We start from the raw sequence: 15,656 nt of genomic DNA on the forward strand, positions 1-15,656 counted from the left end.
AATTTTTCCTCAATTTTTGAAGGAAGAGTCCGATAACTACTGTATAAAGCACGAAAAATCGGTTGTCGTATTTATCGGGGGTTTCCTTGAGCCATCTTATCCGTCCAGCAGTAGCTTTGATGAACCGGCTACCGATGTTCTACAAATTCAGCTTGATCAGCATTCTGTTCCTGCTGCCGATTGTGGCGTTATCCTTCCTTGTTGTCGGTGAGCTCAACCGCTCGGTCAACACCATTACCAGGGGTATTGAGGGCACCGAACGCCTCGAGCAGGTTAATCATCTGCTTGATGCCGCCTACCGCTATCGCGACTATCGGGCGCCAGGAAAACTGAAAGAAGATCCGGAAATTCTGGCACGGGCGGATGCTGCCCGGGATGATGTTGATCAACTATTGACGGCCTTTACTGAAACCGACGTCATGTTCGATACCAACGGTCATTGGAAAGGGCAGGTAGTGTCACTGCAGACGGACTGGGAGACCCTCAAAAGCGAGGACCTTTACCAGCAAACCATGGGCCCGCAGTTCAAATATTATCAGGAGTTTGTGCAGAAGGTCCGCGCCTTACTGTCAGCCACGATCCAGATTTCCGGCCTGGCCCGGGATGCCTCCCGGGAAAACCAGCTACTGCTGGAATTGTCGACACATACCTTGCCCACTGCTTATCACGTTATCGGACAGGCGCGTTCATATGGCCTGTTCGCGCTACGGGATGGCCAGCTTGGTTATTCGCTGGGGGACACCGTCAACGAAATCTATGATGGCTTGACCAATCTCGATACCCTTCTGCAACCGGCGCTCAGAGTGGCTGCCAGTGGTTCGCCCGAGTTCAGTGCTCAGGGCGCCGACGCTATCGAAGGCGTTTCAAATAGTCTTTCTGCGGTGCAGCGTCTGCTTGATGAGCACATCGTAACGCCTATGCGTCTCGAGATGCCCTGGTCAGATTACAACGATCAGATGGTCTCGCAGATGGACTACATACGGGCGGCGAATGAGATTATTTTTGACGTTATCGCAAACAATCTTGATGGTCGTTTAGCGGATGAGTTGACTCAGCGGCGACTGATCTTCATTGCCCTGATTTCAGTACTTGCGATCGTAGTGTATCTCTACATCGGTTTCTTTATGTCGGTACGGACTGCGATCAGCTCGTTCAGCAGGGCTGCCCGGGAAGTTGCCGCAGGCGACATGACGGTTCGGATCAATCTCGAAAACCGGGACGAGCTGGGCGAATTGACTGGCGAATTCAATAACATGACTTCAAAAATGGCGGAGCTGATTCGCTCCGTTGGCCAAACTACCAGCGATGTTGACCAGCAAGCCACCCGGGTGCAAGAGACCGCCACCTCAAACCGTGATGCGGTCTCTCGGCAAATGGATGAAACCAAACAGATCGCCGATGCCATGCACCAGATGGTAGATACAGTACAGGAAGTCGCGGAGAGCGCCCACCGGGCGTCTGATTCGGCCGGACAGGCGGAGCAGGATGCGGACAAAGGACGCGAAGTAGTGGCTGAGACCGTGGCCACCATCAATCAATTGTCCACAGAAATTACCGGCGCGGTCGAAGTTATTAACCGGGTCAGTGCTGACAGCGGAAGCATCAGCCAGGTTCTGGTGGAGATCAAGGCAATTGCCGAGCAAACCAACTTGCTTGCCCTGAATGCAGCTATCGAAGCGGCACGAGCGGGAGAGCAGGGCCGTGGGTTTGCTGTTGTTGCAGACGAAGTGCGGTCGCTGTCTCAGCGTACCCACAAATCCACGGAAGAAATCGAAGGTATGATTTCCCGTCTGCAAAGCGGTGTCAAAGACGCTGTAACTGCCATGACCAACAGCCATGAAGCCACCCAGGCAACCGTACAGAAGTCTTCCGATGTAAGTGAAGCTCTGGACCGCATCGTCACCGGCATCGCTACCATTGTTGATATGAGTCACCAGATTGCCCAGGCTGCGGAAGAGCAGGCTGCAGTGGCCAAGAACGTCAATTCCAATGTCGAACAGATCAGCGTTCTTGGCCAGGAGACTGCCGGTAATGCCGACGAGACCTTGCAGGCCTCCCGTCAGATGTCAGACCTGACGACATCCTTGCAGAGACTGGTTGAAGCTTTCAGGGTTTAGTGTCCTGCCTGGCTGATTCTTTGATCTACAGCGTGCTGCTGAAGGCGTTGGATTGTCATTACTGGCCTTGTTCCCAGAGAACTTCCTGGGCGCCGCCGCGCCGCGCCAGGCAGCGCGCCAGCACAAACAACAGGTCGGATAGCCGGTTCAGATAATGCCGGGCTGCGGGATTGATGGAATCTTCATGTCCCAATGCCACCACAACTCGCTCGGCACGACGGCAGATAGCCCGCGCCATGTGGCAGTGCGCTGCGGCCAGCGACCCACCCGGCAAGATGAAGTTTTTCAGCGGGGGCAGGGCTTCGTTGTACTGGTCCAGGGTCTGTTCAAGCCAATCAATATGTCCGTCCCCGATAACCCGGCTGCCGGGAATCGCAAACTCGCCACCCAAATCAAACAGGTGATGCTGGATGCGTTTCAGAAGTGGGGCCATCTCATCATCATCGTTCAGGCACTCGATCAGTACGCCAATCTGACAGTTAAGCTCGTCAGCGGAACCCATGGCATCCACGCGTTGGGCGTTCTTGGCAATTCGGCTGCCATCCGCCAGGCCGGTTGAGCCGTCGTCTCCAGTTTTGGTGTAAATTTTCGACAGGCGATTGCCCATAGTTCATCCCCGTTAATGGTTGTTGGTGATGGAATGTACCTGTTCAGTCAGCATACGGTTCACCGGGGCGGCCAAATTCAGAGCTTCACACCGATGCGCCACGTAGCCGTTGATAAAATCAATTTCCGTCGCTCGACCGTTTTGCACATCGCTGCGCATGGACGAGGTGTTATGGGTGGTTGCCCGTGCCACTACCTCGATATCTGCTCTCAATCTGCTTGCGTTCGTCAGCATACCCTCATGATTCATCAAGCGCGCAAGTTCCTCACAGACGCCATCGATATGTTTCAGATAGAGGGGCTGCTTCAGAATCTGGCCGTTCGGACAGTCCAGCAGGGCGGTAAAGGGATTGATGCCGGCGTTGATGACCAGTTTCTGCCAGAGCCTTAGCGTGATATCCGCCGTTGCTTCGACCTGGAGACCACTGTTAAACAGAAATTCCACTACAGGCGTCAACGCCTCGTTGCCCGCGGCATTCAAACTCCCGACCCAGGTGGTTCCGCGCCCGGCATGCACAACGACATCCGGTTGTGGCCGATTGGCACCTTCGGTGGTTGTGGCTGCGATCACCGGGCGCTTCGGGAAAGCTTCGGCTACTGCCTGTTGGCTGCCAAGACCGTTCTGGAATAATACAATGGGCGTCGATTTTGGCAGCGACTCGCTAATGCCCTTCAAGGCAGGTAATGCGTGCATTGCCTTGGTCGCAACTAACAGGGCGGCAGGGGTGTAGGGCGCAGGCAGTGACTGCCACGGCACCGACACATTGACTGATGAGCCCTGCAAGGTCTGTAGTCGGTATTCACAGTAGAGGGAGGGTGATTGCCCCGGGCGAGACACAAAGGCAGCCGCGCCCGGGGGCAAGCAGGCGGCCCAGAGCCGGCCCAGTGAGCCGGCCCCCAGTATCAGGCCGCCACTGGCCATCACATGGCCTCGATGGATTTCCGCTGGTCGCCAAGACGCCTGAGGCCGCCCTCGGCATCCCGGAGTTTTTCCTGCTCTTTCTCAACCACCTCGGCCGGCGCTTTGGCGGTGAATTTTTCATTATTGAGCTTGCCTTGCAGCCGGGTCATTTCTTTATTCAGCCGGTCCAGTTCCTTGTCGAGACGGGCCAACTCGGCTTGCTTGTCGATCAGCCCGGCCATGGGAACCAGCACCTCGGTGTCGCCCACCAATTGGGTGGCCGACATGGGGGCGTCGCCCTCTGTCAGCCAGTCAAGGCTGTCCAGTTTTGCCAGGGAACTCAGGAACTGGCGGTTCTCTGTCATCCGACGCTGGTCGTCCCGGTTCTGTCCGCGCAGCAGAACCGGGATTCTCCTGGCCGGAGAGATGTTCATCTCGCCGCGGATATTTCGCACCGCTACAATGACCCCTTTTACCCACTCAATATCGGCGCTGGCGCTGGGGTCCTGGCGACTCGCGTCTGGCGCGGGGAAAGGCTGGAGCATGATGCTGTCGCCCTGCTTGCCTGCTAACGGTGCAATACGCTGCCAGATCTCTTCCGTAATGAACGGCATCATCGGGTGAGCCAGCCGCAGCACGGCTTCAAGCACGCGGACCAGCGTGCGACGGGTGCCGCGCTTGGCCTCGTCGCTGGCGTTTTCATCGCTCAAAGAGGGCTTGGAGAGCTCCAGATACCAGTCGCAGTATTCATTCCAGATAAACTCGTACAGTGCGTAAGCGGCCAGATCAAACCGGTACTGGTCGAGATGACGGATGACATCCTGTTCGCACTGCTGCAATTCGCTGATGATCCAGCGATCCGCCAACGATAAATCCACCGGCTCGTTGTTGACGCCGCAGTCTTCACCTTCGGTGTTCATCAGTACATAGCGGGCGGCGTTCCACAGCTTGTTGCAGAAGTTACGGTAGCCTTCCAGACGGTTCATGTCCCAGTTGATGTCACGGCCGGTAGTGGCCATGGCAGCGAGGGTAAAGCGCAGCGCGTCAGTGCCGTGAGCGGCAATGCCTTCGGGAAACTCTTTGCTGGTGCGTTTGCTGATTTTTTCGGCCAGCCTCGGCTGCATCAGGTTGCCGGTGCGTTTCTCAAGCAAGTCATCCAGGCCGATGCCGTCAATCATGTCCAGCGGGTCGATGACGTTGCCCTTGGACTTGGACATCTTATCGCCTTGCTCATCCCGGATCAGCCCGGTGACATAGACGGTCTTGAAGGGAACCTGCGGGCTGCCGTCTTCGTTCTTCATGAAGTGCATGGTCATCATGATCATGCGGGCGACCCAGAAGAAGATAATATCAAAGCCGGTGACCAGCACATCGGTAGGGTGGAAGGTTTTCAGACGCTCGGTAATTTCCGGCCAGCCCAGGGTGCCGAAGGTCCACAGGGCGGAGCTGAACCAGGTGTCGAGTACGTCGTCGTCCTGCTTCAGGGCCAGGTCGCTGGTCAGGCTGTATTTTTCCCGAACTTCCTCTTCGCTGCGTCCGACGTAGATATTGCCGTCGACATCGTACCAGGCCGGGATACGGTGGCCCCACCAGAGCTGGCGGGAAATGCACCAGTCCTGAATGTCCCGCATCCACGAGAAATACATATTCTCGTACTGCTTTGGCACAAACTGGATGCGGCCATCCTCGACCGCTTCAATGGCGGGTTTGGCAAGCGTCTTGGCGTCGGCGAACCACTGGTCTGTCAGCATCGGCTCGATGATCAGGCCGGAGCGATCCCCCCTGGGCACGCTCAGCACGTGGTCTTCCACCTGGTGCACCAGACCTTCCGCCGCCATGGCGGCGACGATCTGCTTGCGGGCTTCTTCCCGGGTCAGGCCAGCGTAGGCTGCCGGCAAGCTGCCGTCGACCTCGGTGTTTTCAGTGCCGTCAGCGTTGAATACTTCGGCCACGTCGCGGACACAGGCATCCTGGGTCAGCACGTTGATCATGGTGAGGTTGTTGCGTTTGCCCACGGCGTAGTCATTGAAATCATGGGCGGGGGTAATCTTGACGCAACCGCTGCCTTTTTCGGGATCCGCGTGCGGGTCCGCGATAATAGGGATTTCGCGATTCACCAGCGGTAACCGCACAGTCTTGCCAACCAGGTGCTGATAGCGCTCATCGTCCGGATGCACGGCTATGGCGGTATCGCCCAGCATGGTTTCCGGGCGGGTGGTGGCGACGATGAGATAATCCTTGCCATCGTTGGTTTTGGCGCCGCCCGCCAAGGGGTATCGCAGGTGCCAGAAGTGGCCCTTCTCTTCCTTGTTTTCTACCTCAAGGTCGGAGATGGCGGTGTGGAGCTTAGGGTCCCAGTTCACCAGGCGCTTGCCGCGGTAGACCAGACCTTCATCAAACAGCCGGATGAACACTTCCTGCACGGCTTTATAGAAACCGTCATCCATGGTGAAGCGCTCGTGGTCCCAGTCCACCGAGTTGCCTAACCGGCGGATCTGACCGGTAATGGTCCCGCCCGACTGCTCCTTCCACTGCCAGATACGCTTGATAAACTCGTCCCGACCAAGATCGTGACGGGTCTTGTTCTCTTCCACCGCAAGTTTGCGCTCGACCACCATCTGGGTAGCAATACCGGCATGGTCGGTACCGACCTGCCACAGGGTATTACGGCCCTGCATGCGCTTGAAACGGGTGAGGGTGTCCATGATGGTGTGCTGGAACGCATGGCCCATGTGCAGGCTACCGGTAACGTTCGGCGGCGGAATGGCGATGCTGAAGGATTCGCCTTCGCCGGACGGGCGGAAGTAGCCTTTCTTTTCCCAGTTTTCGTACCACTGGCGCTCAATGTTTTCTGGCTGGTAGGTTTTTTCCATGGGGTTTCTGCTGGTAGCCGGTTGTGTTGTTTACAGGGGTAATTTGAGACCGGCAATTATACATGGTCGTCACGGTTGCAGCGAACCAGGGCGAGAGTGATTCAGGTGATGACCTCCAACGTCATATCCCGATTCAACCGGTAGTCCGCAAAGTCCCGGGCCAGGAAGAGGTTGCCGCGATAGAATGCGCTGGCTTCGACTGCGATGTCGTCGATCAGTGGGGCGGTGTCGTGGCTGAACTGGTATCGGGAGCTGAAGTGGGTGAGCACCAGGTTGGGCAGGCCCACAGCTTCGGCGAAGCTGGCAACCTGAGCGGCGGAGCTGTGTTGGGGCGCGGGGCCAACGCGCTCGGAGACCTCCCGGGTATAGGTGGCTTCGTGAATGAGTACCTGGGCCTCCTGGCATACCGTGCTAAGTAACTCAGGCGTGTCGTTATCGCCTGCCACCACAATACGCCGTGGTCGTCGGGGGGCAGTGACGTAGTCGTCGCTGCAAAGCATTTTGCCATTTTCGAGTTTTACATCCTGACCCCGTTGCAACTGGCCCCAAACCGGCCCGGGTTCGATGGCATCGGCCCGAAGTTTGTCGGTCAGCAGTTGGCGGTCAAGATTGCGCTCGGTGAAGATGAACGCGCGGCAGGGCACCCGGTGGGAGAGGGCGGCGGTGGTAACCTCGAAGGCGTGGTCTTGCCACTGGAAACCCTCTGCTTCTGAGTCAATAAACTGCAGCTCAAAACCCAGGTTGGAATCGGTTTGTTCCATAGCGGTTTCAATGAATGGGCGAAGTCTTGTGGGCGCAATGATGGGCAGTGGTTCTGTCCGTCCGGCCATTGAGGCACTGGCCAGCAGACCTGGTAGTCCGAAGCTGTGGTCGCCGTGCACGTGGGTGATAAAGATTGCCTGCAGTTGAATCAAAGAATAGCGGGTATGCAATATCTGATGCTGGGTGCCCTCTCCACAGTCAATCAGATACCAGCTTTTTGGGCCGCCATGTCGAAGTGCAAGCGCGGTCACATTACGGGCCTTGGTCGGTGTGCCGGCAGAGGTGCCCATAAAGGTGAATTCCATGATGTGCCTTGGTCAGCAAATTGGGAATGTGGTTCAAAGATAGCAAAAAATATCGATGAGGTTATCGAACCGGTTTATTGGTGCAGATCCAGCTCAAGGAGACGGGTTACAGGGTTTTTCTCTGATCATGGACTTTTGGTTCGATACCCAATGCCCTTAATTGCTTGAAGTGTGATCGGGCTTGATCAAGAGTGACCGCGTCATTGTGGGCTACCAGTGCCAGGCGCTTGAACTGATCAGCCTCAGCCGGCAGCGTAGCTGACAGGATGATCACCGTGTCCCATTCGGTGGCGACGGGCGAGCCTACCAGAATGCCCACAGACTCCGGACACGGGGGCCCGTTCCCGGACACGATGCTATGGGGAATAAACCCCTCGGGGCTTGTGTTCCAGAGGAGATCGTCCAGTTCGCGAGCATGGTTCTCGCTATCGCAGACAATGCATACACGATCACCTTGCTGCCACGCCTTATCAACAAGTTTGACTGCGTGGAGGTTACGGGCAGCAGGGGCAGTTTGAGCCAGGATGTGGAACCAGTAAGACTGATTCCGCGCATCCTTCGCTTTATTGTGGTCGGTGTTACTTGCCGGCATGGGACATCAGGTAGTCTACGAGCAGCGGTACTGGCCGGCCGGTTGAGCCTTTGGCTTTGCCGGAGTTCCAGGCGGTGCCGGCGATATCCAGGTGAGCCCAGCGGTAATCCTTGGCAAAGCGAGACAGAAAGCAGGCTGCGGTGATGGACCCTGCTGCCCGGCCCCCGATGTTCTGCATGTCTGCAAAATTACTGTCGAGCAGGTTCTGGTAATCATCCCAGAGCGGCATGGGCCAGGCGCGGTCACCTGCACGCTCGCCGGCTGCCAGCAGTTCCTCCGACAGGCCTTCGTCATTGCTGAATACAGCGCTGGCATGATGCCCCAGGGCAATAACACAGGCGCCCGTCAAGGTTGCCAGGTCCACCACGGAAGCCGGGTCAAAGCGCTTGACATAGGTCAGGGCATCACAGAGTACCAAACGGCCTTCGGCATCCGTGTTGAGAATTTCGACGGTCAGGCCGGACATCGTGGTGACGATATCGCCCGGGCGCGAAGCACCGCCATCCGGCATGTTTTCCGCAGCGGCGATGACGGCGACCACGTTGATCCTGGGCTTAACCTCAGCAATGACCTGCATCGCCCCAAGCACGCTCGCAGACCCGCCCATGTCGTATTTCATCTCGTCCATGCCTTCACCCGGTTTCAGGCTGATGCCGCCGGTGTCAAAGGTGATGCCTTTGCCAACCAGCACATGGGGTTTGTCCTTGGACTTACCGCCACGGTATTCCATGATGATGAAACGCGGTGGCTCGGTGCTGCCTTTACCGACTGCCAGAATGGTGTTCATGCCCAGTTTTTCCATCTGCTTTTCATCGAGCACCTCGGTCTTGATGACCTCATGCTCCTTTGCCAGCTTCTTCGCCTGCTCAGCCAGCCATACCGGGTGGCAGATATTGGGTGGAGTGTTGCCCAGATCCTTGGTGAAGTTCATGCCGCGGCCGGTTGCAAGCCCGAGATTAAAGGCATCTTTAAGGCCTTTGCCGGCAGCGGAGGCTGTTACCGTGACCTTGTTGAGCTTGCTGTTTGCCGGCTTCTCGCTCTTATAGCTGTTAAAGCTGTAGAGCTGATCTTCCAGGGTGCGGCCGATAAGACTGAGTTTTGCCGCTTCAGAGCTGGCCCTGTCATCGCCGGTTACCGGGCTGTCATGCAGGGCAAACAGTGCATGCCTGGATACTCCATCTTTCAGTTGGCCGACCGCAGCGATCAGGGCTTTGCGAAACAGGGCAGGTGTGCGGTTTTTGTCTGCACCGGTACCCACTACTAACAGTCGATCCCAGGCCTGGCCCGGTGTCGGAATCATCAAGGTAGTCGCATTCTTGCCCGAGAGGTCACCGCTTTTTTGCAGCTTCTTGATCAAACCGCCCAGCGCCTCGTCTGCCAGCCGGGTGGATTCCGGCAAATCGCCCTTCTCCGGCAATGCGACTACAAGACAGTCCGCTTTCTCGGTGGATAGAGGTTTGTTGCTGAGGGTAATGTTCATAAAGTCTCCGGACGGTTAGTAACAAAAGTAAGCCAGGATGTCTCGGGCTGGTACTTGAAAGCTGACGATAATGCTTTGATTTACGCTCTATCTTAGGGTGAAGGCTCACTATATCAAGCGCCTGATGTGTCAGAGCGGGGGTGGGCGCTGTCATTCGTGATGCAGGTTCCATAGAATAGCCATCACGCAGCCGGGCTGTCACTGAACGTCCGCCGTTTTATTCATCGTGTTTTTCAGGCCGAGATCGCTTTGAGCATCATTTTCCGCTATCTGACCCGACAAGTGATGATCAGCATGCTGGCGGTGTCTGGCGTGCTGCTGATGGTCTTCATGAGTGGCCGGTTCATAAAATATCTGGCGGACGCCGCCGCCGGAGAACTGGCCGGCGATGTACTGTTTCAGATCATGGCCTATCGTTTTCCGGGTTTTCTGGAATTGATTCTCCCCCTGGGATTTTTCATTGGCATCCTGCTCGCATACGGTCGCATGTACCTGGAGAGCGAGATGACCGTACTGTCGGCCTGTGGTTTCAGTGAGCGGCAGTTACTTACACAGACTCTGGTTGGCAGTCTCCTCGTTATGCTGGTCGTGGGCGCATTGAGTCTCTACATCTCGCCCTGGGGAATGAAACAGGTAGAGGCCATCTTCAATGAACAGCGCAAAGCCACCGAGTTTGAATTGCTTGCGCCGGGCCGTTTCCAGAGTCTGGCGTCCGGCGGGCGGGTCACTTATACCGAATCACTGAGTGATGATAAGCGGGAATTGAGGGGGGTGTTCATTGCCGAATTTTCCGATGGGGGCGAGAGTCTGACGCTGGTCTCTGCCAACACCGGTTCCCAGTTTATTGACGAAAACACCGGCAGCCGGTTCCTGGTTCTTGAAGAGGGTAATCAGTTTCAGGGGGTACCCGGTCAGCTTGATTTCGCCGTCACTGAATTTGAAGCCTACGGACTGCGCATTGAGGGCTCAAGCGGAAATGACAAAACGCTGGAGGAGGCACTCACCACGCGGGAGCTGATGGCATCCAGTGATCCGGCGGCGAGGGCGTTGCTGCACTGGCGGTTCTCGCTGCCTTTGATTGTCCCCATCGTCACATTGCTCGCGGTAAGGCTCAGCCGCGTGAACCCCCGCCAGGGTCGGTTTTTTCATCTGCTACCCGCCATGCTCTTGTACATTCTTTACCTTGGTTTGCTGATTGTTGCCAGGGATGCACTCGAAAATGGCAAGGTGCCGGAATGGTTGGGTATGCTCTGGGTCCATGGGCTGTTCCTGGCGTTAGGCCTTTGGCTCCATCTCGGTCCCGCCTGGCTGCGTAAGCGCCGACTTCAGAAGGAGGGTAGGCCCGGTGCAAAAGCTTGACCGTTACGTTATGCGTACTGTCGGTGGCGCTATGTTCCTGGTGATGGTGGTTGTGCTGTCGCTGGACCTTATTTTCGGTTTTATTGCCGAGCTGGATGCCACCCGCAATGACTACCAGATGGTTCAGGCGCTGGGCTATGTATTCATGACGGTGCCCCGGCGCATCTACGACTACCTTCCGCTTGGCGCGTTCATGGGCTGTCTCGTAGGGCTCGGTGCGATGGCGAGTTCATCGGAACTGACGGTGATTCGCGCAGCCGGTGTGTCCATTCGGCGTATCGTCTGGTCTGCCATGAAACCCACTCTGGTTATTGTAATTGTTGGTTTGCTGATCGGTGAATACGTGGCGCCGCCGTTTGAACGGATGGCCCAAAGCCAGAAGGCTATGGCCCAGGGGGCGGGGCAGAACATTGCGTCGGCATCCGGCGTCTGGCACCGGGAAAAAGACACGTTTATCCACCTGAATGCGGTTCAGACGAGCGGGACACTTTTTGGGGTGTCATTGTTCGAGTTTACGGATGAACGCTGGATGGCAACGGCAACATTTGCCAAGCGAGCCGTGTTTCAGGGGGACCACTGGATTCTGGAGGATGTCACCACCACAAAACTGTCGAAGCAGGAAACCTCCCAGGAAAGTAATCAACGATTACGCTGGGACTCCGGCCTCACGCCCCAGGTTTTGAGTGTGTTGATCGTCAAGCCCGAGAACCTCTCAATGACTGGCCTTTACACCTATGCCACGTACCTTGATGAGCAGGGGCTCAGCGCAGCGTCGTACTGGTTGGCATTCTGGAAAAAGGTTCTGATGCCGCTGGGTACAGGGGTTATGGTGCTGGTGGCAATCTCGTTTATTTTCGGGCCACTGCGTTCAGTGACAATGGGGTTCCGGGTGTTTACCGGGTTGATCGTCGGACTGCTGTTCAAATACATGCAGGATTTACTCGGCCCGATGAGTCTGGTATTCGGGTTCAACCCGGTACTGGCGATCCTGGTACCGATTGCGATTAACGCGGTCGTCGGGATCGTGCTTATGCGCCGGGCCGGGTAATTCTCCTGCCTTGGAGCAAAGCTCAGGATTTTTGTTTCTCGGGCGGCGCAACATAGACGACCCGGCTCTCCGAGAACTTGTCGGTCCAGGTCATTTTGTCCTTGTTCCAGATCATCCAGAAATACCCTAGCCCCAATGCAATCCAGCTTGCCCACCCCATCATGAACCGCAGCAATGCCTGAACCCAGCTGATGGATACCCCGTTACTGTTCTCCACCCGGATTCTCCAAACCTGCATGCCGAGGGTTTGACCGGTGCGGGTCCAGAAATAGCCAAAAAATAAATACAGGATAATAAACAGCAGGGAAGACAGCAGGGGATCTGTGTTGAGTTTTCCAGCTTCTGCCAAATCCATGTAGCGGTCAAATCCCACCACCCATGCTGCGAGCATTGTGTAGCCCCAGGTTACGACAATCAGCACCGCAATACAGATCAGGCCGTCGTAAAGCATCGCCAGCAGACGTTTGATGAGGGATGCGGGAGGAAGGACTTCATTACCTTCGTGAAAACGGCGTGGCATATTAACTCCAGACTGGCGGAAGACGGCCCGGACGTCCCCGGGATAGTAAACAGGCAATGAAACCGGCGCCGAGTATAGCGTATTCGTGCTAAAGTTTGCGTGCCCGGGACCGATGACCAGAGCTGTCCCTGGCATTTTTCAGGGCCCTGGCGAACATCTGGGGCTTGTCATGGTTTCACCTCTAGATCCCACGTCACCCGTCATTTGCTTACTTTATTAACACCATTGACGCCCCCGCCCACCTTTCTCATTTTTCCTCTCCGGCGCCTATGCTAGAGTAGCGGCCTTGTGGGGCTTGGTGGGGATATTCAGAATGTCCAGCCGAACCCGCTATCGGATTTCTCATTGAAAGACTGGTCGATAAATCAGGGCAGGGTTATGAAAACCGCAGAGTTGCGACAAGCGTTTCTGGATTATTTCAAACAGCAGGGTCATACCATTGTGCCGAGCAGTTCGCTGGTACCGGCGGACGACCCGACCCTGTTGTTTACCAACGCGGGTATGAACCAGTTCAAGGATGTGTTCCTGGGCCGTGAATCGCGGGACTACAATCGGGCGACCAGCAGCCAGAAGTGTGTCAGAGCCGGCGGCAAGCACAATGACCTTGAGAATGTTGGTTACACCGCACGTCACCACACATTTTTTGAAATGCTGGGCAATTTCAGTTTTGGCGATTATTTCAAGCGCGAAGCCATTAACTATGCCTGGACATTCCTGACCGGCGACGATTGGCTCAAATTGCCGAAGGAGAGGATGTGGGTAACCGTTTATGCCGCCGACGACGAAGCCTTCGATATCTGGAACAAGGAAGTTGGTGTTCCAGCTGAACGCATTATCCGCATTGGCGATAACAAAGGGGCGCCCTATGCGTCCGACAATTTCTGGCAAATGGGCGACACCGGGCCCTGCGGACCTTGCACGGAAATTTTCTACGACCACGGCCCGGACGTAGCCGGTGGGCCGCCGGGCAGTCCGGAAGAAGACGGTGATCGTTACATCGAAATCTGGAACGTGGTCTTCATGCAGTACAATCGCCAGTCAGATGGTGAGATGCAGCCTCTGCCCAAGCCCTCAGTGGACACTGGCATGGGGCTTGAACGCATAACCGCCGTGCTGCAGGGTGTGCACAGCAACTACGAAATCGATCTTTTCCAGGACCTGCTCCGGGCGGCTTCGGATATTCTCGGCGGCGCCAGTACCACGGAAGCATCGCTGCGCGTCGTGGCGGATCACATTCGCTCCTGCGCCTTTCTGATTGCAGACGGAGTGATGCCATCAAACGAAGGCCGGGGGTTTGTGTTACGCCGGATCATTCGTCGGGCCGCACGTCACGGCAACAAACTGGGTGCCACTCAGCCATTTTTCCACAAACTGACCGCAGCTCTGGTGGAACTCATGGGCGATGCCTTTCCAGAGCTGGTGCGTAGCAAGGCCCAGATCGAAAAAGTGTTGCTACAGGAAGAGGAGCAGTTCGCCAAAACGCTGGACAAGGGCCTGCGGCTGCTGGAGCAGGATATCAATGAGCTGAAAGGCACTGAAATACCTGGCGAAACCATCTTTACGCTCTATGACACTTTCGGTTTTCCAGTCGATCTGACCAACGACATTGCCCGGGAGCGTGGGCTTACGCTGGATTACGAAGGCTACGAAAAGGCCATGGATCTCCAGCGTGAGCGCGCAAGGGCGGCGAGCAAATTCGGCATTGATTACAATGATGGCCTCACCATTGAAGGCCGGACCGAATTCACCGGTTACGAGCACATCGACGGCCACGAAACCATCCGGACGGTGATTGTCGGCGGTGAAGAGAAAAATGCCCAGGCCGGCGATGAGGCTATCGTGGTGCTGGAGCGTACCCCGTTTTATGCTGAATCCGGCGGCCAGGTCGGGGACACCGGCCTGCTAACCTGGAGTGGTGGCCGGTTCCAGGTAACAGATACCCGCAAAAACGGTAATCATCACCTTCATATCGGTAGCGTGCTTGAGGGTGAGTTGTTTCCCGGGCTGGAAGTGGATGCCCGTATCGATCATGCTCGCCGCCAGGCTACAGCGTTAAACCACTCGGCAACCCATCTGTTGCATGCGGCGCTACGCCGGGTGCTGGGAGATCATGTGACCCAGAAAGGCTCACTGGTGGATCCCGACAAACTGCGCTTTGACTTCTCGCATTTTGAAGCCGTCACACCGGAAGAGTTACGTGAAATTGAGCGTCAGGTGAATGAGCAGATTCGCAGCAATACGCCGGTTGCGACGGAATTGACCGATATGGAGCAGGCTCAGGCCAAAGGCGCCATGGCTCTGTTCGGGGAGAAGTATGGCGACACTGTCCGCGTTCTGAGCATGGGGCTGGACGATTACTCCGTTGAGCTTTGCGGGGGCACCCACGTATCCCGTACCGGGGATATCGGCCTGCTGAGAATCACCTCTGAAAGCGGTATCTCTTCCGGTGTCCGTCGTATTGAAGCGGTCACCGGGGAGGGCGCCTTGCAGTGGATGGATCAGGCCGAGCAGTCGCTGCGTGAACTTGCACGACTGGTCAAAGGCTCGCGCGAGTCCGTTGTCGAGAAAGTGCATTCCACGCTGGAGCGTACACGGCAGCTGGAGAAAGAACTTGAACAGTTGAAATCAAAACTGGCAAGCTCTGCTGGCACGGATCTGGCTGGTTCCGCCGTTGAAGTCAATGGCTTGAAAGTTGTCGCCGCCGAACTTGCCGGGGCTGACAAGAAGGCTTTGATGGAAACTGCTGACCAGCTCAAGAACAAGCTCGGTGAAGGGGTTGTGGTCCTCGCCAGTGTCGAGGATGGCAAAATTACGCTGGTTGCCGGTGTTACCAAATCGGCGACTGATCGGGTCAAGGCCGGCGATCTGATGAAGCACCTTGCCAGTCTCGTCGATGGCAAAGGTGGCGGGCGACCCGACATGGCCCAGGGCGGCGGCAACGATCCCTCCAGGCTGGCTGAGGCGCTTAAAGGTGTGTCGGACTGGGTAGCCAAAGCTACTGCCTAAAGCGTTGTTGTCTGGAGAATGAGCGGTCTATAATCCGCCGGTTAAAAAAAGGGTGACACCTGGTGTCATCGAACGCCCCCTGATTGG

11 protein-coding genes are annotated in these 15,656 nt (G+C 56.4%); 4 read left to right on the forward strand and 7 right to left on the reverse strand.

Annotated elements, in window-relative coordinates; genetic code table 11:
* Positions 1 to 119 precede the first annotated feature (119 nt).
* On the forward strand, positions 120 to 2,117 hold the full coding sequence (locus F6Y09_RS11495) for a methyl-accepting chemotaxis protein (RefSeq protein WP_246180504.1): 1,998 nt from the start codon (positions 120 to 122) through the stop codon (positions 2,115 to 2,117).
* A gap of 58 nt (positions 2,118 to 2,175) precedes the next feature.
* On the opposite strand, the gene F6Y09_RS11500 is transcribed toward F6Y09_RS11495, so the two are convergent.
* From F6Y09_RS11500 to F6Y09_RS11525, 6 genes are all read right to left on the reverse strand, one after another.
* The gene (locus F6Y09_RS11500; RefSeq protein ID WP_152207082.1) at positions 2,176 to 2,724 is read right to left on the reverse strand and encodes a cob(I)yrinic acid a,c-diamide adenosyltransferase; all 549 of its coding nucleotides are present in this window, start codon (positions 2,722 to 2,724) and stop codon (positions 2,176 to 2,178) included.
* Positions 2,725 to 2,736: 12 nt separating this feature from the next.
* On the reverse strand, positions 2,737 to 3,645 hold the full coding sequence (locus F6Y09_RS11505) for a ketopantoate reductase family protein (protein WP_152207083.1): 909 nt from the start codon (positions 3,643 to 3,645) through the stop codon (positions 2,737 to 2,739).
* A complete protein-coding gene (locus F6Y09_RS11510; protein WP_152207084.1) occupies positions 3,645 to 6,497 on the reverse strand; it encodes a valine--tRNA ligase in 2,853 nt (950 codons plus the stop codon). Before F6Y09_RS11510 ends, F6Y09_RS11505 begins: the two co-directional genes overlap by 1 nt.
* Before the next feature lie 101 nt (positions 6,498 to 6,598).
* Positions 6,599 to 7,564 carry a ribonuclease Z gene (locus F6Y09_RS11515; RefSeq protein ID WP_152207085.1) on the reverse strand — a complete coding sequence of 322 codons (966 nt, stop codon included), beginning with the start codon at positions 7,562 to 7,564 and terminating at the stop codon, positions 6,599 to 6,601.
* A gap of 106 nt (positions 7,565 to 7,670) precedes the next feature.
* Positions 7,671 to 8,156: a DNA polymerase III subunit chi gene (locus tag F6Y09_RS11520; RefSeq protein WP_152207086.1), complete on the reverse strand. Its 486-nt coding sequence runs from the start codon at positions 8,154 to 8,156 to the stop codon at positions 7,671 to 7,673.
* Entirely contained in the window at positions 8,143 to 9,636 is a 1,494-nt protein-coding gene (locus tag F6Y09_RS11525) for a leucyl aminopeptidase (protein WP_152207087.1), read from the reverse strand. The genes F6Y09_RS11520 and F6Y09_RS11525 overlap by 14 nt, the downstream gene beginning before the upstream one ends.
* Before the next feature lie 249 nt (positions 9,637 to 9,885).
* Between F6Y09_RS11525 and lptF the strand changes: the two genes are divergently transcribed.
* Both lptF and lptG read left to right on the forward strand, forming a co-directional pair.
* A complete protein-coding gene (lptF, locus tag F6Y09_RS11530) occupies positions 9,886 to 10,995 on the forward strand; it encodes an LPS export ABC transporter permease LptF (RefSeq protein ID WP_152207088.1) in 1,110 nt (369 codons plus the stop codon).
* Positions 10,982 to 12,043, forward strand: a complete 1,062-nt coding sequence (lptG, locus tag F6Y09_RS11535) for an LPS export ABC transporter permease LptG (RefSeq protein ID WP_152207089.1) — start codon at positions 10,982 to 10,984, stop codon at positions 12,041 to 12,043. The genes lptF and lptG overlap by 14 nt, the downstream gene beginning before the upstream one ends.
* Before the next feature lie 22 nt (positions 12,044 to 12,065).
* Here the strand turns inward: lptG and F6Y09_RS11540 are convergent, their stop codons facing one another.
* Positions 12,066 to 12,563 (reverse strand): RDD family protein, encoded by a 498-nt coding sequence (locus F6Y09_RS11540; RefSeq protein ID WP_152207090.1) that lies wholly within the window; start codon positions 12,561 to 12,563, stop codon positions 12,066 to 12,068.
* 378 nt (positions 12,564 to 12,941) lie between these two features.
* Here F6Y09_RS11540 and alaS point away from each other — a divergent pair, with 378 nt between their 5' ends.
* The gene (alaS, locus tag F6Y09_RS11545; RefSeq protein WP_152207091.1) at positions 12,942 to 15,569 is read left to right on the forward strand and encodes an alanine--tRNA ligase; all 2,628 of its coding nucleotides are present in this window, start codon (positions 12,942 to 12,944) and stop codon (positions 15,567 to 15,569) included.
* Positions 15,570 to 15,656 lie beyond the last annotated feature (87 nt).

Source organism: Marinobacter changyiensis, assembly GCF_009193265.1.
Classification (GTDB): Bacteria; Pseudomonadota; Gammaproteobacteria; order Pseudomonadales; family Oleiphilaceae; genus Marinobacter; species Marinobacter changyiensis.

Excerpts from the sequence above, each read along its gene's own strand:
- F6Y09_RS11540 (WP_152207090.1), bottom strand. The coding sequence starts at position 12,563 with ATGCCACGCCGTTTTCACGAAGGTAATGAAGTCCTTCCTCCCGCATCC.
- F6Y09_RS11520 (WP_152207086.1), bottom strand. The coding sequence starts at position 8,156 with ATGCCGGCAAGTAACACCGACCACAATAAAGCGAAGGATGCGCGGAAT.
- F6Y09_RS11500 (WP_152207082.1), bottom strand. The coding sequence starts at position 2,724 with ATGGGCAATCGCCTGTCGAAAATTTACACCAAAACTGGAGACGACGGC.
- F6Y09_RS11510 (WP_152207084.1), bottom strand. The coding sequence starts at position 6,497 with ATGGAAAAAACCTACCAGCCAGAAAACATTGAGCGCCAGTGGTACGAA.
- F6Y09_RS11505 (WP_152207083.1), bottom strand. The coding sequence starts at position 3,645 with ATGGCCAGTGGCGGCCTGATACTGGGGGCCGGCTCACTGGGCCGGCTC.
- F6Y09_RS11515 (WP_152207085.1), bottom strand. The coding sequence starts at position 7,564 with ATGGAATTCACCTTTATGGGCACCTCTGCCGGCACACCGACCAAGGCC.
- F6Y09_RS11525 (WP_152207087.1), bottom strand. The coding sequence starts at position 9,636 with ATGAACATTACCCTCAGCAACAAACCTCTATCCACCGAGAAAGCGGAC.
- alaS (WP_152207091.1), top strand. The coding sequence starts at position 12,942 with ATGAAAACCGCAGAGTTGCGACAAGCGTTTCTGGATTATTTCAAACAG.
- F6Y09_RS11495 (WP_246180504.1), top strand. The coding sequence starts at position 120 with ATGAACCGGCTACCGATGTTCTACAAATTCAGCTTGATCAGCATTCTG.